Source organism: Paenalcaligenes sp. Me52 (genome assembly GCF_050487965.1).
Taxonomy (GTDB): domain Bacteria; phylum Pseudomonadota; class Gammaproteobacteria; order Burkholderiales; family Burkholderiaceae_B; genus Paenalcaligenes.
Genome location: NZ_JBKQFO010000001.1, coordinates 1,202,750 through 1,222,597, shown reverse-complemented (window position 1 = coordinate 1,222,597; position 19,848 = coordinate 1,202,750). Strand labels below are relative to the sequence as shown.

Sequence of the window (19,848 nt, the reverse complement as noted above, 5' to 3'; positions counted from 1 at the left end):
GTGTAGCTCAGTTGAGGCCTATAAGACAGCAATATTTCAATTGCAATGTCAACCCCATTAAGAAGCGGCCGCCGTTCGCACGAGAACTGCTGCAAAAAAACCGTCCGTCCCATGCAGATCCGGACGCAGGCTTAAATAATCACCCTGCATGAGTAAATTAGGTATACGAGCTTTAAGCACCTCATTTACCGGCACCACTTGAAAGTCTGGACATGCCTGCAGGAAGGCCTGGATCTGTTGCTCATTTTCCTGCGGCAGCACACTACACGTAGCGTAGACCAGTCTACCACCCGGAGCCACGCACTTTGCTGCTCTTTGCAGGATCACTTGCTGTAGCTCAACATATTGCGTGATTTCTTCTGGTCGTAAACGCCATTTTAGATCAGGATTGCGGCGTAAAGTTCCCAAACCGCTACATGGCGCATCCACTAAAACGCGCTGAGCTTTGCCATAAAAACGCTGCAAACGTGCATCATCGTTTTCAGGAATCGCAATGCTGTTCACGTTGTCGATACCGCAACGTGCATATCTAGGCTTGGCGCGCTCTAAGCGTGCAGCCGAAACGTCCATGGCATACAACTTACCTGTGCCGCGCATCAATGCACCCAACAACAGGCTTTTGCCCCCTGCCCCGGCACAAAAGTCGATAATGATTTCATTGCGACGCGGGGCCATCAAGGCTGCCAGAATCTGACTACCTTCGTCTTGTACCTCTAGCTCACCTTTATCGAACTCAGGCCAATGACGCAAAGTAGGACGCCCTTCCAAGCGTATGCCCCAAGGCGAATAGGTCATCGCTTCAGGCTTAAATGCAGCTCGCTCATCTTGCTGTAAGGCTTTCAACATTTTTTTGCGATCCGCACGCAACGGATTCACACGTATATCAATGCTGGCCTCAACGTTAAGTGCGGCAGCTAAGGCCTCTGGATTGTCTTGCTTTTGCAGTTCTTCAGCCAACCAATCAGGCAAGCTAAAATGCTGAGCAAAAGGCAGACTATCTTTATTAGCTGCATAGGCTTGTTGCAACCACTGCTGCTCTTCCGCTTCCAGCCCTTGGCTAACTGCTTCCAAACCGTGCAACTCTACCAATGCCAACAGTGCCATTCTACGGCTCTGCTGCTCGCCAGAATCTGCAGTCAATTGCTCAAACAAACGCCACTGACGCACCAGTGCGAACACAGCATCACTGAGCTCTGCTCGGTCGCGACCACCTAACGATGGCTGGTTCTTCATCCATTGCGCCAACACGGCATCAGCTGGTTGCTGCCAATCTTTCAGCAAAGGCATAACTTCCTGCAATTGCTGGACACGCTGAGGAACACGGATAAAACGAGAAGGAGAAACCTGAGACATAGCCACCTAACAGCAAATTACAACAAATTTAGATAAAAGCACGAGAGGACACGCCCGTAACCTGCACGCGCTTATCGTCCTCACATTGTACGCGGCCTTCCACCAACCAGCGCACTACTTCGGTATAGACCCTATGCTCTACTGGCAATAAGCGTTCTGCCAGCTTTTGGGCATCATCCCCCTCGCATACCGGCACAACACCCTGCGCAATGGTTGGGCCACTATCCAGCTCAGGGGTGACAAAATGCACCGTGCATCCATGCCATTGCACGCCAGCGTCCAACGCCTGCTGATGCGTATGCAAACCAGGGAATAACGGTAGCAAGGATGGGTGAACATTAATAAGACGCCCCAGATAATGGCGCACAAAACCCGGGGTCAACACACGCATAAATCCGGCCAGCAGTACGTAATCGGGCGCATACATATCTATGGTTTCTTGCAGCACCGCATCAAAGTGCTCTCGGCTTTGGTATTCTGTATGGTTAATATAGTGGGTTGCGATGCCTTTTTGCTCTGCCCACTGCAAGCCTTCAGAGTTTGCTCTGTGCGTGATCACAGCACAAACCTCTGCTGGCCAACCGTTGTGACGTATTGCGTCTACAATAGCCTGCATATTTGAACCGCGACCTGAGATTAAAATAACCAGCCTGCGCGCTGTTGCACTCTCTGTCAAAACTTTTCCTTTACTCAAACTGGCTTAACCTTCATCAAACCGTGAAATCCGCTTTATCCATTTATCGCACACTGCCACGCTTTGACTCATCGCGGCCCAGCGCCGTCACCATTGGCAACTTTGATGGTGTACACCTAGGTCATCAGGCCATACTGGAAAAGGTACGCAGCGAAGCAGCCACTCGTGAACTTACCCCTACAGCCATCACATTCACCCCGCACCCTAGAGCATATTTTGCTCAGCGGGGGAACAGGCCTGAGCTAGCCCCTACCCAAATCAGCAGTCTGCGTGACAAGTTATCGTTGCTCGCATGCCACGGAATGGCGCAAATTGTACTGGCAAAATTCAATCATGCGTTTGCCGATATGCGCGCCGAGCAGTTTATACAACAACTTCTAGTAGACGGCCTAAACACGCGTTGGTTATTGGTAGGCAAAGACTTCCGCTTCGGCCATCAACGCCAAGGCAATGTAGAACTACTCATGGACTATGGACAGCGCTTAGGCTTTGAGGTGCAAACCATAGAAGACATTGCCGACGCACAAGGCCACCGCATTTCCAGCAGTGAACTGCGCTCGTTACTAGCCGTAGGCAATATGACGCGTAGCGCTGAGTTGCTAGGTCAACCCTACCAACTGAGCGGCCACGTTATCCACGGTCAGAAACTCGGCCGCACGCTGAATTTCCCCACTCTAAATATTGCTGTACCTGAGCACTGCGCTGCGCGTTCAGGTATATATATTGTACGCGTACATGGCCTTGGCCCTACGCCATTACCTGGTGTGGCTAGCCTAGGTGTACGCCCAACTGTCACCGACACCGGCGCGCTATTACTGGAAGTGCATTTACTCGACATCAACATCGACGCTTACGGTAAACTGGTACAGGTTGATTTTCTAAACTTTGTACGGGAAGAAGAAAAATTCCCTGATCTCCAAACTTTGACTGCTGCCATCGAAAATGATGCGCAACAGGCTCGCGAGTATTTTGTTGTCAATGGACTATAAAAACACCTTAAACCTGCCCAACACCCCCTTTCCAATGCGGGGAGACCTCCCTAAACGTGAACCCGGCTGGATTGCCGACTGGGAGGAGAAAAAAGTCTATGAGGCCATTCGTGCCGCCAGCAAAGGACGTCCAAAATTCGTATTGCACGATGGGCCTCCTTACGCCAACGGGTCTTTGCACCTGGGCCACGCTGCCAACAAAATTCTTAAAGATATTATTGTTAAAAGCCACAACATGGCTGGCTTTGATGCGCAATACGTACCTGGCTGGGATTGCCACGGTATGCCTATCGAAGTGCAAATTGAAAAACTATATGGCAAAAACCTGCCTGTAGCCGAAACCCAAGCCAAAGCTCGCGCTTACGCGCTTGAGCAAATCGACCACCAACGCAAAGACTTTAAACGTCTGGGCGTATTGGGCGAATGGGATAACCCTTACCTGACCATGAACTACAGCAACGAAGCAGACGAACTGCGCGTGCTGTCCAGAATCATGCAAAAGGGGTTTGTATTCCGTGGCTTGAAACCAGTGAACTGGTGTTTCGACTGTCAATCTGCCTTAGCTGAGGCCGAAGTAGAATACGCCAACCGTACTGACCCCTCCATTTACGTAGCATTCCGCTTTGATCAGCCTGAGCTGGTTGCTAAAGCCTTCAAACTTTCCGCTGCAGTAGACGGTGCTATTGTTATCTGGACCACCACGCCATGGACCATCCCGTCTAACCAAGCTCTGAACATTCACCCAGAAGAAGAATACGCTCTGGTAGAACTGGACGAAGCGCGCAGCACCGGTAAATACCTGCTGTTGGCTTCCGACTTGGTGGAAAGCTGCCTAACAAACTGGAAGCTGAGCGGCAAGATTGTGGCTCGTGCCATAGGTAGCGAGCTAGAAGGCTTGGAGTTCCGTCATCCTCTGTACGACGTAGACCCTGGTTACGCACGCGTGTCGCCTGCGTACTGTGCAGAATACGTAACCTTGGATTCCGGTACTGGCGTCGTGCACTCTGCACCTGCTTACGGTATTGATGACTTCCAAATCTGCAAAAAACACGGCTTAGACGACAAAGACATCATCAGCCCAGTCATGGGTAATGGCGTGTACGCCAGCACTCTGCCTTTGTTTGGCGGCATGATGATCTGGGACGCTAACCCTAAAATCGTTGAAGCACTGCAAGAAGCAGGTTCTTTGCTGAAATTTGAAAAGAACACGCACAGCTACATGCACTGCTGGCGCCACAAAACACCCATTATCTACCGCGCAACCAGCCAATGGTTTGCGGGTATGGATAAAGCCAACAGCACTGGCCGTACACTGCGCGAAATGGCACTAGAAGCCGTAGACGCTACAAAATTCTACCCTTCTTGGGGCCATGCTCGTTTGCACGCCATGATTGCCAACCGCCCTGACTGGACTCTGTCCAGACAGCGTCAGTGGGGTGTGCCTATGGCTTTCTTCGTACACAAAGAAACAGGTGAGTTGCACCCACGCACACCTGAACTGATGGAAGAAATTGCCAAACTGGTTGAGGTAAAAGGTATAGAAGCTTGGCAAGAACTGGATATCAACACCTTCCTGGGTGAAGATGCGCAGTTCTACGAGAAAAACCGCGACACATTGGATGTCTGGTTTGACTCTGGCTCTACCCACGCTACGGTATTAGGCGGCGACCACGATGATCAAATCAAAGGTTCGCATTCCGACCAATTAAGCTGGCCTGCTGATCTGTACTTGGAAGGCTCCGACCAGCACCGCGGTTGGTTCCACTCTTCCCTGTTAACGGGTTGCATGCTCTATGGTCGTGCTCCTTACAAAGCCTTGCTGACCCACGGTTTCGTGGTAGATGGCGAAGGCCGTAAGATGAGTAAGTCCATCGGTAACATCATTCTGCCGCAAACCGTGGCCGACAAGATGGGTGCTGAAATCCTACGTTTGTGGACGGCGTCTACGGATTACTCTGGCGAGCTATCCATTTCAGATGAAATTCTGAAACGCGTGGTAGAAAGCTACCGTCGTATCCGCAATACCTTGAAATTTTTGTTGGGTAACGTAGCTGATTTCGACATCACTAAAGATGGCGTTGATCTAGACAAGATGCTGGAAATCGACCGTTACGCGCTGGATATGACTGCCAGCATGCAGGCCGAAGTTCAAGCCAACTACAAAGTATACGAATTCCACCCTATCGTTTCTCGTTTGCAGATTTTCTGCTCCGAAGACTTGGGCGCGTTCTACTTGGATATTCTAAAAGACCGTCTGTATACAGCCGCACCAACCAGCTTGGCACGCCGCTCTGCACAGACTGCAATTTGGCATATCACACACGCTCTGCTGAAACTGATGGCCCCTATTCTGTCCTTTACAGCAGAAGAGGCTTGGAAAGATTTACATACCAACGAAGCTGCTCAACCTCTGACCATCTTCACTGAGTTGTTCCACACTTTCCCAGAAATGGCTGACAACGATGCACTGAGCCAAAAATGGTTGCGTCTACGCGCCATCCGCGCTGATGTGATGAAACACATTGAAGACCTGCGCAGTGCTGGCAAAATCGGCTCATCTCTCGCTGCTGAGTTGGATATCTACGCTGACGCAACGGATTACCCAATTTTGGCAAGCTTGGGTGAAGACCTACGCTTTGTCATGATGGTATCGCGTGCATCCCTGCACCAAGCAGATGCTATGCGTATTGAGGTATCCGCTAGCGAAGCTGAGAAATGTGAGCGTTGCTGGCACCACCGTGAAGACGTTGGTAGCCATACCGATCACCCTACCTTGTGCGGTCGTTGTGTAGAAAACCTATTTGGTGATGGCGAACCTAGACACTATGCCTGAGCCAGTAGCTAACAACCTCAGCAACCCCAGCAAGCCGGCAGACCGCCGGCTGTTCTGGGGTTGGCTTTTACTTGCGCTGGTCATCATCGTGCTTGACCAGCAAAGCAAAAGCTATTTCAACCAGAACCTGCTTTATGCAGAACGCTGGCCTGTTTTCCCCTTTTTTGACTTCACTCTGCTTTACAACCCTGGTGCGGCTTTTAGCTTCCTAGCAGGCGGCTCGGGTTGGCAGAAATGGTTCTTCTTGGGTATTGCCGCTGTAGCCTGCACACTGATTCTGTATTGGTTACGTCGCAATCCCGGTCAACGCACCTTCTGCGCATCACTCAGTCTTATTCTTGGTGGTGCATTGGGTAATGTAATCGACAGATTGCTACACGGTCATGTGGTCGACTTCCTGTTGTTCCATTGGAAAGGTTGGTACTTTCCTGCATTCAACATTGCCGACGTCGCCATTACATGCGGTGCTATTCTATTGTTGATTGACGAATTCCTTCGCGTTCGCAAGCAGCGTCAATCCCAAGACGACTAATCTTTCAGGACATGTAACCATGCGCGAGCTAACCCAGAAAAACCTGGTTTTTGGCCTCACTGGAGGCGTTGCCTGTTACAAAATTGCCGAGCTAGTACGCCGCAGCAAAGACCTAGGTGCAAACGTTGATGTGGTCATGACCGCTGCTGCCGAGCAGTTCATTACCCCCGTTACCATGCAAGCGCTGTCTGGGCGCCCCGTATTCAGTAGTCTGTGGGACCCTCGCCCCAATGACAACATGGCACACATCCAACTTAGCCGCCAAGCTGATGCGATCTTGATCGCCCCTGCTAGCACCGACTTTATCGCTAAATTGGCACACGGTTTTGCTGATGATCTGCTAAGCACCCTTTGCGTTGCCCGTGGAAACTGCCCGTTGCTAGTTGCTCCTGCCATGAATCGCGAAATGTGGGCCCACCCCGCTACGCAGCGTAATATTCAACAGCTACGTGAAGACGGGGTCATCATCTTAGGTCCTGGCCATGGCGATCAAGCCTGCGGTGAGTTTGGTGATGGTCGCATGCTGGAACCAGATCAGTTGCTCAGTGAAATTCGTGCGTTCTTTCAACCTAAGTTACTGAAAGGCAAAAAAGTCCTGATTACAGCAGGCCCCACCAGCGAAGCCATTGATCCTATACGCGTCATCACCAACCGCTCTTCTGGAAAAATGGGCTATGCACTAGCCCAAGCGGCTAGAGAAGCCGGTGCAGACGTAGAGTTAGTCTCTGGCCCTGTGAACTTAGCTGCCCCCTATGGTGTACACCGCATAAGCGTGGAAAGCGCGCGTGATATGCACAGAGCAGTTATGCAGCGCGCCTCTCAAAGCGATGTATTCATTGGTGTTGCCGCTGTGGCCGACTGGTATGTCAGTAATGCCAGTGATCAAAAACTAAAGAAAAACCAAACCCAAGATAGCCCGCAATTGGAGTTCGCCCCCAACCCAGACATTCTGGCTGAGGTGGCAGCCCTTACTGATAGGCCTTTCTGCGTAGGATTTGCTGCCGAAACCGAGCAGCTACTCACCTTTGCTGAAGCCAAGCGTCGTCGTAAAAACATTCCTTTGCTCGTTGGTAACTTAGCGCAGCGCGCCATGCATGCTGACGACACTGAACTGGTTATTTTTGATGAACAAGGTCATGACGCGTGGCCGGCTACGGACAAGCTCACTGCTGCCCGCAAGCTAATACAGCGCATTGCCCTGCAACTGGAACACTAACTCTTAACTATGCAAACAGTTAATATTAAGATTCTCGACGAGCGCCTGCGCTCTGAGCTGCCCACTTACGCCACTCCAGGCTCTGCAGGCCTAGATCTACGAGCATGCTTAGATCAACCCTTAGAATTAGCCCCTGGCGCCTGCGAATTGATTCCTACAGGTATGGCCATGCACATTGCCAACCCTGCTTACGCAGCCATGATCCTGCCACGCTCTGGTTTGGGGCATAAACATGGTGTAGTACTGGGGAATTTGGTGGGCTTAATTGACTCAGACTACCAAGGCCCATTGATGGTTTCCGTATGGAACCGCGGCCAAACCACATTTACCATTAACCCTATGGAGCGCATTGCTCAAATGGTTGTGGTTCCGGTAGTTCAGCTGGATCTGAATATTGTTGAAGACTTTGAAGACAGTTCACGCGGCGCTGGCGGCTTTGGCAGCACTGGCCGCGCATAACTATTAGTTCACACACTGCAGGCTTTGGATATTTCCTCCAGCCTGCGGTGCACTCCCCTGCTGCATCTGTTGCATCATCACTTGGCTAAACTGCTGCACCAACTCTTGGTGAGCTTGCGCTAAACCCTCTACCCCCGGACCTGCTGGCTGCTGCAAACTAATGCGGCATAAGGTTGTTGTACCCTGAAAACGCACAGGGCTCAGACGCCATGAATACTCTTGGCGCACAGATTCCCCATACTTTGACTCAAAGCGCTGTACGTCCACATCAATGCGCCAATAAGGAATTTTATCCTCTTGGCGGCTGAGTTCGGCACTAGGCACACCCAGACTTTGCGTTAAGTTAACGCTTAGTGCCTGCTGTAGCTCTTCGCTCAACGCCGCTGCCCACTGGTAGTCATTAAGCAATTGCACCTCTTGGCCAGCCCCTAAATCCAGCACAATCTGCTTTCTATCTAACTGGGCCGGTACTCTTACCGTTTGCACAAATACGGCTTTATTGGCCATAGACTGCGGTGCAGTAATTTGCCCTACCTGCACTAGGCTAAAGAAACGCGGCGCAGGCACAGAAGAGCAAGCTGCCAAGAACAAGCAAGATGACATCAAGCCAAGTTTTGTTTTCATTAGCGGGACTCCGGTAACTTATCTGCTGCTCTGCCACGCCATAGCGATGAAGGCTGACTTTGCAGTTCCTCTACCAATCCATTCACAGATCGCAGAGTACGATTCATCTCTAGCATCAGTTGCTCTGCCCCTCCGGTTACAGGAGAGTTTTCAGACAACAGCATATTGGCACGCTCTAACGCTTGCTGCGCTGCTCGTAAGGTATCAGCAGCAACAGGCACCAAACCGTTCTCTAAGCGCTTCGTTAGCTCAGTCAGTTGACGCAAGCTTGTATTCAAGGATTTCACCGTCTCATCCAGCGGCAAAGCTTCCAGCTTATTCACGATCGACAGTATCTGCTGCTGCAACCTATCAAAGTCACCTTTGATAACAGGAATTTCCAATGGAGTGCTATGTTCGTTGAACTCAACGCTCTCGGCACTTGGGAAGAAATCTAAGGCAATAAACTGTTGCCCTGTGAGTAGGTTTGCTGTTTGCATTTGAGCACGTAAACCATTTTTCACAAGCGTAGAAATAAAACCGCGCACAGGCTCATCATCACCAGCTAGGTTCTTTTTAATATGCTCATAAATAGAACCCAAACGCATCGGGTAAATATTCCCACGCACGACCGTATAGAAACGTCGGTTATCAGCATCCAGATCCATTTCAATGCTGGTTACACGCCCTAATTCCATACCTTGGAAATCAATGGCTGCACCTACTTTCAAACCGCGTACGCTTTGGTATAGATGGAACTCTAGTTCAAATGGCTCACCATCTGGTCTTGCCTGTGCTTGAGCCTCACCCGAGTACAAGACAAACTCATCGCCCGACTTAGCTCTAGGCGCGTTTTCCTCGTCACCCATGTTAAATGCGACACCACCAGACAACAGAGAAATCAGCGATGCTGTATTCACCGCAAAACCATCAGCATTAAATGACATATTGATGCCGCTGACGTTCCAGAATCGTGATGCTTGCGTAACGAACCTATCATTAGGCGCGTTGATGAACACTTGAATGTTCACCCCCCTACCTTGATCATCCAAACTATAGCCTAGTACTTGCCCAACATTGATCTCGCGGAAATACACAGGCGAACCTATTTCTAGCGAACCCAATTCTGGTGCCAATAAGCTAAAACGCGTGCCTGGGCTGCTACTGCTGATTTCCGGCGGAACTTCCACCCCCACAAAGGAGGTTACGGCATCTGCTTTGGTATCCAACTTAGACGGTGCATCTACACTAATAAACGCACCTGACAAAATTGTCCCTAGCCCTGAAACTCCACTAATACCTAGACGTGGACGCACCACCCAGAATTTAGAATCCGCTTGGGTAATGTACTCAGCACCTTCTTTATGCAGTTGTATGTGTACCAGCACTTGCTGACGATCAGGAGCCACACTCACTCCCGTCACATTACCTACCACTACATCCTTATAGCGCAACTCAGTTTGACCAGCTTGGATACCTTCTGCGGCAATAAAACTCACCGTAATCACCGGGCCAGTATTAATCCAGTGACGCACCAGCACAGACGCCCCCACCACCAGCGCCACAATAGGCACTAGCCATATCCACGAGAATCGTCTTTTCTCACGCTGAATACGCGTAGGCTCGCGCACTGGCCTTGCTGTAGGCGCTTCCTGCTGCGAAGCAGCGGTGTCCTGGTCATCTGTTTGCATAGTTACTCTACCTTCAGATCGCTATTTTCCCGAATCGCTTTAACAGATCGCTGCTGTGCTGTACGGGCATCCCAGCCTACTCTAGGGTCAAAACTTAATGCTGATAGCATGGTCAACACCACTACCAAGCCAAAACTTAGGGCTGCAGAACCTGGAATAATTTGTGACAACCCGGGGAAATTGCCCATCGCCCCTAAAAGCAGCACCACAAACACATCCAACATGGACCACTGGCCAATAAACTCTACCAACTCATAGATACGAGTGCGTTGTCGCTGGACTACCCGCCCTTTCCAACGATGCGCGCCACATAATAGCACTACCAACGCTACAAACTTCGTAAAGGGCACTACGATACTCGCCGTGAAAACAATTAATGCCAGATCAGCAGAACCGCTTTCCCAAAGCTCAATCACACCACCTAAAATCGTGTGAGCTGACGACCCCATAGGCGTAGTCAGCACCATGATAGGCAAAATATTTGCAGGCACATATAACAACATCGCCGTGATCAAAAATGCCCACGCTCGATTTTGCATATCTGGTTTACGCTTATGCAACGTAGCATTGCAACGCAGACATGGAGCGTCTTCATCTGGTGTTTGCACTAAACCACATGCGCTACAACCGATAAAATCATCAGAGCTCATCGGTGCACTCGCTATCACCATGCCTTTTTCTGCTGCCATATTCCACAGCTTTTGCACGCTTAATCGCGAGGCCGAAGTATACACCAGCATCAATACCGCGTACGCCCACAAGCCGTAAGCAGGTGTCACCTGTGCCAAGCCGGCAAACTTCACTAGCGCCACAATCATGGCCAAAAACACCACGGGCACTAATGACCAATGTTGCAAAATGCCTAAGACCCTCAATCCCAATGAGAAGTCCAAAGGTAAACGCCCACTACGTATCACCAGCAGCGCCCACAACCGGTATAACAGCATCAATAACGGAAACACCACGCCCAGCAAGCCACCCATGATGGCGAGGGAGTAGTGTCCTTGCTGCCAACTTAAGGCTATAGCTTCAGGGAAGTTGGGGCTGATTCGATGCCCCTGTAGCGTGATATGTACTACCGGCGCTATGTTGGCCGATAGAAATAAAATGATGGCGCCCAATACTAACGCCAACCACCCCGACACAGTTAGGGAGGAGGCTTTATCCAGCACGGAGGCGCACTGCCCGCACACTGCGGACTCACCTGCTTGCAAGTCCACGTCTGTGTGCAACGCATCGCATTGTGGGCATGCATGCAGATGATTCATGCTTATTGAGGGTTAATTAGTCAATCAACTCTGCTTCGGTATCAGAAGGCTGAGCATGTTCTGATCTAGGCTTTTCTGTATCGCCAAACTTCAGCACCACAGCACCTGTATCGTCCAGATCTACTTCTACCTGCCCACCGTCACTCAAGCGACCAAACAACAGTTCATCAGCCAAAGCTCTACGTATAGTATCTTGGATCAGTCGTTGCATAGGTCTGGCCCCCATTGCTGGGTCAAAGCCATTAGCAGCCAGATGCTCACGCAACGCATCACTAAAGACCACATCCACTCGACGCTCGTTTAACTGATGCTCAAGCTGCAGCAGGAATTTATCCACAACTTTCAAGATAACGTCACGAGACAGCGGCTTGAAGTTCACAATAGCATCCAGCCTGTTACGGAACTCAGGTGTAAACAGACGTTTGATATCCGCCATTTCGTCACCAGCGGATTGGCTCTTCATAAACCCGATACTGGACTTACTGAGTGTTTCCGCACCAGCGTTGGTAGTCATAACCAAAATCACATTACGGAAATCAGCCTTGCGGCCATTGTTATCCGTTAACGTGCCGTGATCCATTACCTGCAGCAGAATATTGAAAATATCGGGATGCGCTTTTTCAATTTCATCCAGCAGCAATACGCAATGCGGTTGTTTGGTTACGGCTTCGGTCAACAAGCCACCCTGCTCAAAGCCCACATAGCCCGGTGGCGCGCCGATCAGGCGTGACACAGCATGACGCTCCATGTACTCGGACATATCGAAGCGCAACAGCTCTATACCTAGCACAAAGGCTAACTGACGAGCCACCTCGGTCTTGCCCACGCCTGTAGGGCCAGAGAACAAGAACGAACCAATAGGCTTGTCAGGTCGCCCCAAACCAGAACGCGACATTTTAATGGCGCTGGACAAGGCCTCGATCGCTGCACTTTGCCCAAAAACCATGGATTTCAAATCACGCTCAAGCGTAGCCAGCTTGTGTTTGTCGTCCGTAGAAACGTTTTGAGGCGGTATACGTGCAATTTGAGCTACCGTTGCTTGTATATCTTGCTTGCCTATGGTTTTTTTCTGACGCGACTTTGGTAGCAGACGCTGCGCCGCACCAGCCTCGTCAATCACGTCAATAGCCTTATCGGGTAAGAATCTATCGGTAATATGACGTGCCGATAGCTCGGCGGCCGCTGCAATTGCCGCATTGGTATAACGCACGCCGTGGTGTGCTTCAAAGTGACCTTTCAAACCACGCAAAATTTGCACAGTTTCAGCAACCGTAGGCTCTACCACGTCGATTTTCTGGAAACGTCTAGATAGCGCGTGATCTTTTTCAAAAATCCCACGGTATTCCGTATAGGTAGTGGCACCCATACATTTTAATTTACCAGACGACAAGGCAGGTTTTAATAAATTGGACGCATCTAAGGTACCGCCTGATGCCGACCCTGCACCAATTAAGGTGTGAATTTCATCAATGAACAAAATACCTTGTTTTTGTTCACTTAAATCTTTTAGTACCGCTTTTAAACGCTGTTCAAAATCGCCGCGATATTTAGTACCAGCTAATAAGGCACCCATATCCAACGAATAAACAATAGCGTCTTCTAACAAATCAGGCACGGAGCCTTGCACTATACGTAACGCCAAGCCTTCGGCAATGGCGGTTTTACCCACGCCAGCCTCACCCACCAGCAACGGATTATTTTTACGACGACGGCATAACACTTGAATGACGCGCTCTACCTCTTTCTCGCGCCCAATCAGTGGGTCTATGCGCCCTAAACCGGCCTCAGCATTAAGGTTGGTGGTGTACAAATCCAAAGGAGATTTTTGCGCATCAGACGTACTACGCTGCGCACCAGCATCGGTAGGGCCACTAGTTTTGTTTGCAGCTTGTGCTGTAGGCTCTGTTGCTGCTCCCGACTTAGCAATACCGTGCGATAAGTAATTCACCACATCTAAGCGGCTAATACCTTGCTGCTGCAAGTAATACACGGCATGGGAGTCTTTCTCACCATACATTGCAACTAGCACATTGGCACCGGTCACTTCGGTTTTGGTTTGCCCACTCGATGATACGTGCATGATGGCACGTTGTATGACTCGCTGAAAACCTAGAGTAGGCTGGGTATCTACATCGCCCTCACCTGGGTGTATAGGCGTATTTTCGGCAATAAATTTCTTTAGATTCTGCCGTAATGTCTCTAGGTTGGCGGCACATGCACGCAGAACTTCAACTGCCGCGGCATTATCTAGTAATGCCAATAACAGGTGTTCTACCGTGATGAATTCATGGCGTGCCGCACGGGCCTCGACAAAAGCCATATGTAAACTAACTTCAAGTTCTTCGGAGATCACGCTTCCTCCTGCACGGCAAAAATTAACACTGCATCAGACCTTATTCTATGACCAAACCAGCCTAAAGATAAACATCCATGATGTGCATCAAAGATCAGACACTGGTTCCATAATACATTGAAGTGGATGCTCATGTGCAACAGCTAGCTGTCTAACCATTTCCACGCGAGTGGCAGCAATATCTCGTGTGTAGACCCCACAGATGCCACGCCCCTCATGATGAACCTTCAACATGATACTTTCGGCTTCTGAATTGGTTTTATGGAAAACTCTGCGCAACACAGCCACAACAAAATCCATGGGCGTGTAATCATCATTCAACAATACAACCTGATACTTGTGAGGTGGTGCTAAATCAGTATGTTCTCTTTCTAGCACCGTTTCTTTCTGATTTTCTAAATGTGTAACCATAAAGCTAGGTAATTTCCATAATTGATTATTTATTAATTTTTAATCTACTATGCAACTATTCCAAGATTTGAATTAATATATCAATTTCTTGATTAGGTTCTCTGCCCGAATTATCGGGTATGTAGTATGTAACTTACTTGTTTGAGAGGCATTAGCAATGTCTGATTTAACCACATCAACTCCTTCTGAAGCACCCAAACTGTCTGGTACCGTAAAATGGTTCAACGATGCTAAGGGCTTCGGTTTCATTACCCCCGACAACGGCGGTGAAGACCTGTTCGCTCACTTCTCATCGATCCAGATGAATGGTTTCAAAACCCTGAAGGAAGGTCAAAAGGTCCTCTTTGAGATTGCCCAAGGCCCTAAAGGTCAGCAAGCGCTAAACATCACAGCAGGCTAACGCCTCATAAACAATAATAGCTACTAGCATTATGAAACAAGACTACTCAGGGCGACACCGCCCTGTTTTTTATTTCTTATTTTTTGTTATTTGTTTATTACTAACTCAATCAGGCATATCTTTTGCCAAACAAACAAATCCAATTCAAGAAATTACAATTAATAACAAAACAATTAATGTAGAGATAGCTGATACACCAGAAACTAGTGCGTTAGGATTAATGTATAGGGAAAACCTAGCCCCTGATAATGGAATGTTATTTGTTTTCAACCAAGCGTCTTACCATTGCTTCTGGATGAAAAACACCTTAATCCCACTCAGTATTGCCTTCATTTCTTCCGACGGCATTATCACTGATATTCTGGATATGGCTCCGTTAGACTTAACCTCACACTGCCCTACCCAACCAGCTCTGTACGCCCTTGAAATGAATCAAGGCTGGTTCGCACAACAGCAGATCAAGGTAGGCGATAGCGTCACTGGTATCGCTCGCTAACATAGTCTGTCGCACAGCTATTGTATAACCTGCTAGCAGCACTCAAACAAAAAGGCCCTGATCACAACACGATCAGGGCCTTTCTTGTTGGACAAATGCTATGAAAGCATTAAGCAGCTAAGTTTTTTGCTGCGAAGTCCCAGTTCACCAAGTTCCAGAAGTTTTCCAGGTACTTAGGACGAGCATTGCGGTAATCGATGTAGTACGCGTGTTCCCATACATCACAGGTCAGCAGTGCTACGTCTGTAGTGGTCAATGTAGTACCAGCATTGCTAGTGTTTACGATGTCCAGGCTACCGTCAGCTTTTTTCACCAACCATGTCCAACCGGAACCGAAGTTACCAGCGGCGGATTTGGAGAATGCATCTTTGAACGCCTCTACGCTACCCCATTTTGCATTGATAGCATCAGCCAATGCACCAGCAGGAGCGCCACCACCGTTGGGGGACAGGCTGTTCCAGTAGAAAGTGTGGTTCCATACCTGAGCAGCGTTGTTAAATACGCCACCGGAGGATTTTTTCACCACTTCTTCCAAAGAAGCGTTCTCGAACTCAGTGCCTGCAACCAGATTGTTCAGGTTAGTCACGTAAGTTTGGTGGTGCTTGCCATAGTGATACTCCAGCGTTTCTTTGGAGATGTGTGGCTCCAGAGCGGACATATCGTATGGAAGAGATGGAAGAGTAAAAGCCATGATCTATTCCCTATTGATGTTATATAGAAAAAAGGGTGAACATTCACCCGATTAGAAGCTCAAAACAGAACTCGAGTTTGTTTCACCTCGGCCTGTAAACTGCCTTGAGCCAGCTGAATATCAAGCTGTTCTTTATTGCTCAAGTCTAGCGCATTTTTTACAATTTGCCCTGCTTCATTGCGAACAATAGCATAGCCGCGCTCTAAAACATGCATTGGGCTTAATGCTTGCAGGGTTTGTTGTAAGGCCGTGACTCGCTGCTGCTGACGCTTCAATTCAGCAGGCATATGCTGTATCAAACGACTTTCCAATGTCGTCAATAACCGCTGCTGCCACTCCACTTTAGGAGCCGCCTGCTGCAATTGATTCACTACTTTAGTGACTCGCCATCCGTCAGCCTGCAATTGTGTTTGAACACGCTGTTTTAACCTGTGCTGCAACGCGTCCAACCGCTGTTGCTGTTGACGCAATTTTTGCTCGGGCGATATCAAGCCTGCCCGTGTACGATCTAAGCGCAACCACGCACGCTCCAATATACGCCCCTGCCTATGCTGCAACGCATTGAGCAGGCCTTGCAACTGCTGCATACACTGCACTTGGCTGTGCCCAGCAAGCTCGGCAGCCGCAGTAGGAGTAGGCGCCCGTAGATCGGCAACAAAATCAGCAATAGTGAAATCGGTTTCGTGCCCAACTCCACTAATAATAGGTATAGGCGCAGCAGCAATGAGTCTCGCTAAGGCTTCATCGTTGAAACACCACAAGTCTTCTAAGCTACCACCACCACGCACCAGCAACAAGGTATCTACTTCGTTACGCTGCACTGCTGTTTCCAAGGCTTTGCACAAACTTGCCGCCGCCGCTTCACCTTGCACTAACGCCGGGTAAATAATGACCTCAACATGCGGCAACCGGCGTTCCACAGCGGTGAGCACATCACGCAATGCCGCCGCCCCCAACGACGTAATCACGCCCAATTTTCGCGGCATCGTAGGAATAGATTTTTTACGCTCAGGATCAAATAACCCCTCATCTTGCAGCTTCTGCTTACGCTGCAAGAATGCCTCATGCAAATTACCAACCCCAGCTCTACGCATGGCTTCAACTTGCAGTTGGAAATCACCACGCGGCTCATAAAGGCTTGCTGCAGCCAAAAGCTCTACTTTTTCGCCCACTACAGGCGTAAAAGAAACCATAGAGGCCCGGCCTCTGAACATCACCGCTTTTACCGCCGCCTGATCATCTTTAATGGTGAAATACCAGTGGCCAGACGCTGCGCGTGTGAAATTAGAGATCTCACCTTTTACCCATACACGCGAAAAGTACTCGCCCAGCACATTACTCACCTGACGAGCCAATGCCCCTACCGTAATCACGGATTCCATACCCTATCCTTTTCATCAGAGCTTGACAGATGCATTTTTTTCCACATTTACCTGTTATCGCATTATTTGCTTATATTGCATCCATATGACTCATCATTTGCAGAGCCTGCCACAATTATCAAGAATAACTCATTGATATAAAACAAAAAAAACAAACCCCATGAAAATGGGACTTTTTTAACCACTGAACTTCCAAGCCTTATCAGAGCAGCCTTTAGCCACTCTTATGCACATAATTATCCACAGATTTTGTGGATAGACACGCTAAGCCACTGAACTCTCATCACTTCTTTATAAAACGCAGCAATCCACACCAAAACTCCCCCACCCCTATAGCGTCCCATTATAATAAAAAGTGTTTTGGGCTTCACCGCCCGCCACCGCTACGCAGGAAAACTAACGTGTCTTCTATTCTGGCTGCTGCTGGCTGGCCTATATGGCTACTGATTGCCACTTCCATTATCGGTTTAGCACTGATCTTCGAACGTAGCCTAGCTTTACGTCGTCGTTACTACCTGTCTGAACGCTCTATTCAGCGCGCATTTGATTTAGCGGCCCAACCCATCGTGGCGCAAAACCAGCTTAGTGAACTACAGCAAGACAGTGGTTTTGGCATGTTAAGCGCGCAAATCCTCAGTCTACAGAATCAACCACTAAGCACCCGACAAGAAGCCGCTGAACAAGTAGGTCGAGATCTAGCTTTTAGACTACACCGTTACTTAGGTGCCTTAGCGACTGTTGCCGTGATCGCCCCCTTACTTGGACTGTTTGGCACGGTCATTGGCATGATTGAGCTTTTTGGCGCTTACCAACCCCAAGGCAGCGACCCGTCGCAACTGGCGCACGGCATTTCCATTGCCTTATATAACACTGGCTTTGGCATTTTGATTGCTATTGTTGCCTTGATTGCTCATCGTTTCTTTAGCGCTCGCGCAGATTTTATTTTGCACCGCCTAGAGTACGAAGCCAGCCGTCTTAACCGCCTGATTGAGTCGCGACAGCCATGAACTTCAAGCGCCGTTTTACACCCTCAGCCTCACCCATAGACATCAATCTCATCCCTCTGATTGATGTACTACTGGTAGTGTTGATTTTCTTAACGGCAACCACAACATTCACACAAATACAAAAGCTAGACTTAAGCCTGCCACAAGTCTCCAGCGCAACCGAACTAGAAAACAGCAACATCCTGGCCATTAGCCAAGACGGGCTGTACGCGTTAAATGGCCTAAGTATTGACGGCCATACAGCCCAAGCACTGGAAGTAGCCCTACGCGATCTGCCGCTACATCAACCCTTATTGATTTACGCAGACAGCGCCACACCACATGCTGCGGTAGTACGCGTCTTGGAAGCCGCCCAGCGCTTACAACTAGGCAAAGTAAGCTTTGCCACACAGCCATCGCCATGAGCATTCATAGCTTCCTCGTTAAACGTATACATAAAGCATGGCAGCACAAAGGGTTACTTAGCACCCTACTGCTGCCTTTGTCATGCATTACTAAACGCATCGTCGAAGGTAAGCGGCGCCATTACCAACAGCACCCCGAAGACATCTACAGCAGCCACACACCCGTTATTGTCGTAGGCAATCTCATCGTAGGTGGCGCTGGTAAAACTCCAGTTACCTTAGCCCTGATTGACATACTACGATCCCACGGCTACCAGCCCGGCGTCATCAGCCGAGGGTATGGCGTACGCATAAGGGAACAAGCCCATACGTCCGCACACAGCGCTGAAGCCAATTACTTAGGTGACGAACCCTCTCTGATTGCACGAGAAACAGGCGTTCCCGTAGCCGCACACCCCAAACGGGCCCAAGCACTGCAAGCGTTAAATAATCAATTTCCTGATGTAGATGTTGTAATCGCCGACGACGGCCTGCAACATCTACAGTTAGGACGTCAAGCACAAATTATTGTGCAAGATGAGCGCGGCTTAGGTAATGGTCGCCTGTTGCCGGCGGGCCCTTTGCGTGATTTACCCTCTCAACTGCAACACGCCGATCTGATTGTGACGCAACAAACAGGCTCTGACATCACCACATCGCCTGAGTACATACAGGGTGTACCACACGTCACTATGCAGCTTTGGCCTAGCGCATTTCGCAATTTAGAGACTGGTCAATGCATCACGCCAGACGAGGCCCTAGCCTTATTTAACCGCAAGACGGTTAGCGCCGTAGCGGCTATAGGACAACCGCAGCGTTTTTTTGCCATGCTCAGAAAATTTGGGGTTAACCCTCAGTCCCCATTGTCTTTACCAGACCACTACGACTATAGTTACAGCCCTTTTGGGAAAATTGACGCAGATTTCATACTAATCACCCCAAAAGATGCCGTAAAATGTAAAAAGTTTGCTGATAAACGCATCTGGATCACCGAAGTTTCTGCACTTTTTTCCAGAGCTGACTGGTACGCCCCCCTGTTAGAAAAGCTGCAACGGCATTAATATGCTCATTGCCAGCATTACTGCTG

At 49.3% G+C, this 19,848-nt stretch carries 19 protein-coding genes; 10 read left to right on the top strand and 9 right to left on the bottom strand.

What is annotated here, in order from left to right; translation table 11 throughout:
* Positions 1-57: 57 nt before the first annotated feature.
* Complete coding sequence (locus ACLO87_RS05725) at positions 58-1,353, bottom strand: RsmB/NOP family class I SAM-dependent RNA methyltransferase (RefSeq protein ID WP_430223017.1); 1,296 nt, start codon at positions 1,351-1,353, stop codon at positions 58-60.
* Positions 1,354-1,381: 28 nt separating this feature from the next.
* Positions 1,382-2,029: a phosphoribosylglycinamide formyltransferase gene (purN, locus tag ACLO87_RS05720; protein ID WP_430223016.1), complete on the bottom strand. Its 648-nt coding sequence runs from the start codon at positions 2,027-2,029 to the stop codon at positions 1,382-1,384.
* Positions 2,030-2,070: 41 nt separating this feature from the next.
* Between purN and ACLO87_RS05715 the strand changes: the two genes are divergently transcribed.
* Genes ACLO87_RS05715 through dut form a run of 5 tightly spaced genes read left to right on the top strand, consistent with a single transcriptional unit; the run spans position 2,071 to position 8,076 of the window.
* A complete protein-coding gene (locus ACLO87_RS05715; RefSeq protein WP_135862327.1) occupies positions 2,071-3,036 on the top strand; it encodes a bifunctional riboflavin kinase/FAD synthetase in 966 nt (321 codons plus the stop codon).
* A complete protein-coding gene (gene ileS, locus ACLO87_RS05710; protein WP_430223015.1) occupies positions 3,026-5,869 on the top strand; it encodes an isoleucine--tRNA ligase in 2,844 nt (947 codons plus the stop codon). Before ACLO87_RS05715 ends, ileS begins: the two co-directional genes overlap by 11 nt.
* Entirely contained in the window at positions 5,862-6,401 is a 540-nt protein-coding gene (gene lspA, locus ACLO87_RS05705) for a signal peptidase II (protein ID WP_135862331.1), read from the top strand. The genes ileS and lspA overlap by 8 nt, the downstream gene beginning before the upstream one ends.
* A gap of 19 nt (positions 6,402-6,420) precedes the next feature.
* Positions 6,421-7,617, top strand: coding sequence for a bifunctional phosphopantothenoylcysteine decarboxylase/phosphopantothenate--cysteine ligase CoaBC (gene coaBC, locus ACLO87_RS05700; protein ID WP_135862333.1), 1,197 nt, complete (start codon positions 6,421-6,423; stop codon positions 7,615-7,617).
* 9 nt (positions 7,618-7,626) lie between these two features.
* Positions 7,627-8,076 (top strand): dUTP diphosphatase, encoded by a 450-nt coding sequence (dut, locus tag ACLO87_RS05695; RefSeq protein ID WP_135862335.1) that lies wholly within the window; start codon positions 7,627-7,629, stop codon positions 8,074-8,076.
* Positions 8,077-8,079: 3 nt separating this feature from the next.
* On the opposite strand, the gene ACLO87_RS05690 is transcribed toward dut, so the two are convergent.
* From ACLO87_RS05690 to clpS, 5 genes are all read right to left on the bottom strand, one after another.
* A complete protein-coding gene (locus ACLO87_RS05690; RefSeq protein WP_430223014.1) occupies positions 8,080-8,700 on the bottom strand; it encodes a PqiC family protein in 621 nt (206 codons plus the stop codon).
* Positions 8,700-10,370 (bottom strand): PqiB family protein, encoded by a 1,671-nt coding sequence (locus ACLO87_RS05685; RefSeq protein ID WP_135862339.1) that lies wholly within the window; start codon positions 10,368-10,370, stop codon positions 8,700-8,702. The genes ACLO87_RS05690 and ACLO87_RS05685 overlap by 1 nt, the downstream gene beginning before the upstream one ends.
* A 2-nt stretch (positions 10,371-10,372) precedes the next feature.
* A complete protein-coding gene (locus ACLO87_RS05680; protein ID WP_430223013.1) occupies positions 10,373-11,638 on the bottom strand; it encodes a paraquat-inducible protein A in 1,266 nt (421 codons plus the stop codon).
* A 16-nt stretch (positions 11,639-11,654) separates the two neighbouring features.
* The gene (gene clpA / locus ACLO87_RS05675) at positions 11,655-13,991 is read right to left on the bottom strand and encodes an ATP-dependent Clp protease ATP-binding subunit ClpA (protein WP_430223012.1); all 2,337 of its coding nucleotides are present in this window, start codon (positions 13,989-13,991) and stop codon (positions 11,655-11,657) included.
* A gap of 87 nt (positions 13,992-14,078) precedes the next feature.
* On the bottom strand, positions 14,079-14,402 hold the full coding sequence (clpS, locus tag ACLO87_RS05670; protein ID WP_135862345.1) for an ATP-dependent Clp protease adapter ClpS: 324 nt from the start codon (positions 14,400-14,402) through the stop codon (positions 14,079-14,081).
* Positions 14,403-14,559: 157 nt separating this feature from the next.
* Between clpS and ACLO87_RS05665 the strand changes: the two genes are divergently transcribed.
* Positions 14,560-14,802, top strand: a complete 243-nt coding sequence (locus ACLO87_RS05665; protein WP_430223011.1) for a cold-shock protein — start codon at positions 14,560-14,562, stop codon at positions 14,800-14,802.
* A 31-nt stretch (positions 14,803-14,833) separates the two neighbouring features.
* Entirely contained in the window at positions 14,834-15,298 is a 465-nt protein-coding gene (locus tag ACLO87_RS05660) for a DUF192 domain-containing protein (RefSeq protein WP_430223010.1), read from the top strand.
* A 109-nt stretch (positions 15,299-15,407) separates the two neighbouring features.
* On the opposite strand, the gene sodB is transcribed toward ACLO87_RS05660, so the two are convergent.
* Complete coding sequence (gene sodB / locus ACLO87_RS05655) at positions 15,408-15,989, bottom strand: superoxide dismutase [Fe] (protein ID WP_430223009.1); 582 nt, start codon at positions 15,987-15,989, stop codon at positions 15,408-15,410.
* Between the two features lie 59 nt (positions 15,990-16,048).
* Complete coding sequence (gene xseA, locus ACLO87_RS05650; RefSeq protein ID WP_430223008.1) at positions 16,049-17,371, bottom strand: exodeoxyribonuclease VII large subunit; 1,323 nt, start codon at positions 17,369-17,371, stop codon at positions 16,049-16,051.
* Between the two features lie 401 nt (positions 17,372-17,772).
* Between xseA and ACLO87_RS05645 the strand changes: the two genes are divergently transcribed.
* The 3 genes from ACLO87_RS05645 to lpxK are packed head-to-tail and all read left to right on the top strand — an operon-like array spanning position 17,773 to position 19,822.
* Positions 17,773-18,378: a MotA/TolQ/ExbB proton channel family protein gene (locus tag ACLO87_RS05645; protein WP_135865498.1), complete on the top strand. Its 606-nt coding sequence runs from the start codon at positions 17,773-17,775 to the stop codon at positions 18,376-18,378.
* Positions 18,375-18,782: an ExbD/TolR family protein gene (locus ACLO87_RS05640; protein ID WP_135865497.1), complete on the top strand. Its 408-nt coding sequence runs from the start codon at positions 18,375-18,377 to the stop codon at positions 18,780-18,782. The genes ACLO87_RS05645 and ACLO87_RS05640 overlap by 4 nt, the downstream gene beginning before the upstream one ends.
* Positions 18,779-19,822: a tetraacyldisaccharide 4'-kinase gene (lpxK, locus tag ACLO87_RS05635; protein ID WP_135865495.1), complete on the top strand. Its 1,044-nt coding sequence runs from the start codon at positions 18,779-18,781 to the stop codon at positions 19,820-19,822. The genes ACLO87_RS05640 and lpxK overlap by 4 nt, the downstream gene beginning before the upstream one ends.
* Positions 19,823-19,848 lie beyond the last annotated feature (26 nt).

Excerpts from the sequence above, each read along its gene's own strand:
- ACLO87_RS05725 (WP_430223017.1), bottom strand. The coding sequence starts at position 1,353 with ATGTCTCAGGTTTCTCCTTCTCGTTTTATCCGTGTTCCTCAGCGTGTC.
- ileS (WP_430223015.1), top strand. The coding sequence starts at position 3,026 with ATGGACTATAAAAACACCTTAAACCTGCCCAACACCCCCTTTCCAATG.
- lspA (WP_135862331.1), top strand. The coding sequence starts at position 5,862 with ATGCCTGAGCCAGTAGCTAACAACCTCAGCAACCCCAGCAAGCCGGCA.
- coaBC (WP_135862333.1), top strand. The coding sequence starts at position 6,421 with ATGCGCGAGCTAACCCAGAAAAACCTGGTTTTTGGCCTCACTGGAGGC.
- dut (WP_135862335.1), top strand. The coding sequence starts at position 7,627 with ATGCAAACAGTTAATATTAAGATTCTCGACGAGCGCCTGCGCTCTGAG.
- ACLO87_RS05690 (WP_430223014.1), bottom strand. The coding sequence starts at position 8,700 with ATGAAAACAAAACTTGGCTTGATGTCATCTTGCTTGTTCTTGGCAGCT.
- ACLO87_RS05685 (WP_135862339.1), bottom strand. The coding sequence starts at position 10,370 with ATGCAAACAGATGACCAGGACACCGCTGCTTCGCAGCAGGAAGCGCCT.
- ACLO87_RS05680 (WP_430223013.1), bottom strand. The coding sequence starts at position 11,638 with ATGAATCATCTGCATGCATGCCCACAATGCGATGCGTTGCACACAGAC.
- clpS (WP_135862345.1), bottom strand. The coding sequence starts at position 14,402 with ATGGTTACACATTTAGAAAATCAGAAAGAAACGGTGCTAGAAAGAGAA.
- ACLO87_RS05665 (WP_430223011.1), top strand. The coding sequence starts at position 14,560 with ATGTCTGATTTAACCACATCAACTCCTTCTGAAGCACCCAAACTGTCT.
- ACLO87_RS05660 (WP_430223010.1), top strand. The coding sequence starts at position 14,834 with ATGAAACAAGACTACTCAGGGCGACACCGCCCTGTTTTTTATTTCTTA.
- sodB (WP_430223009.1), bottom strand. The coding sequence starts at position 15,989 with ATGGCTTTTACTCTTCCATCTCTTCCATACGATATGTCCGCTCTGGAG.
- xseA (WP_430223008.1), bottom strand. The coding sequence starts at position 17,371 with ATGGAATCCGTGATTACGGTAGGGGCATTGGCTCGTCAGGTGAGTAAT.
- ACLO87_RS05640 (WP_135865497.1), top strand. The coding sequence starts at position 18,375 with ATGAACTTCAAGCGCCGTTTTACACCCTCAGCCTCACCCATAGACATC.
- lpxK (WP_135865495.1), top strand. The coding sequence starts at position 18,779 with ATGAGCATTCATAGCTTCCTCGTTAAACGTATACATAAAGCATGGCAG.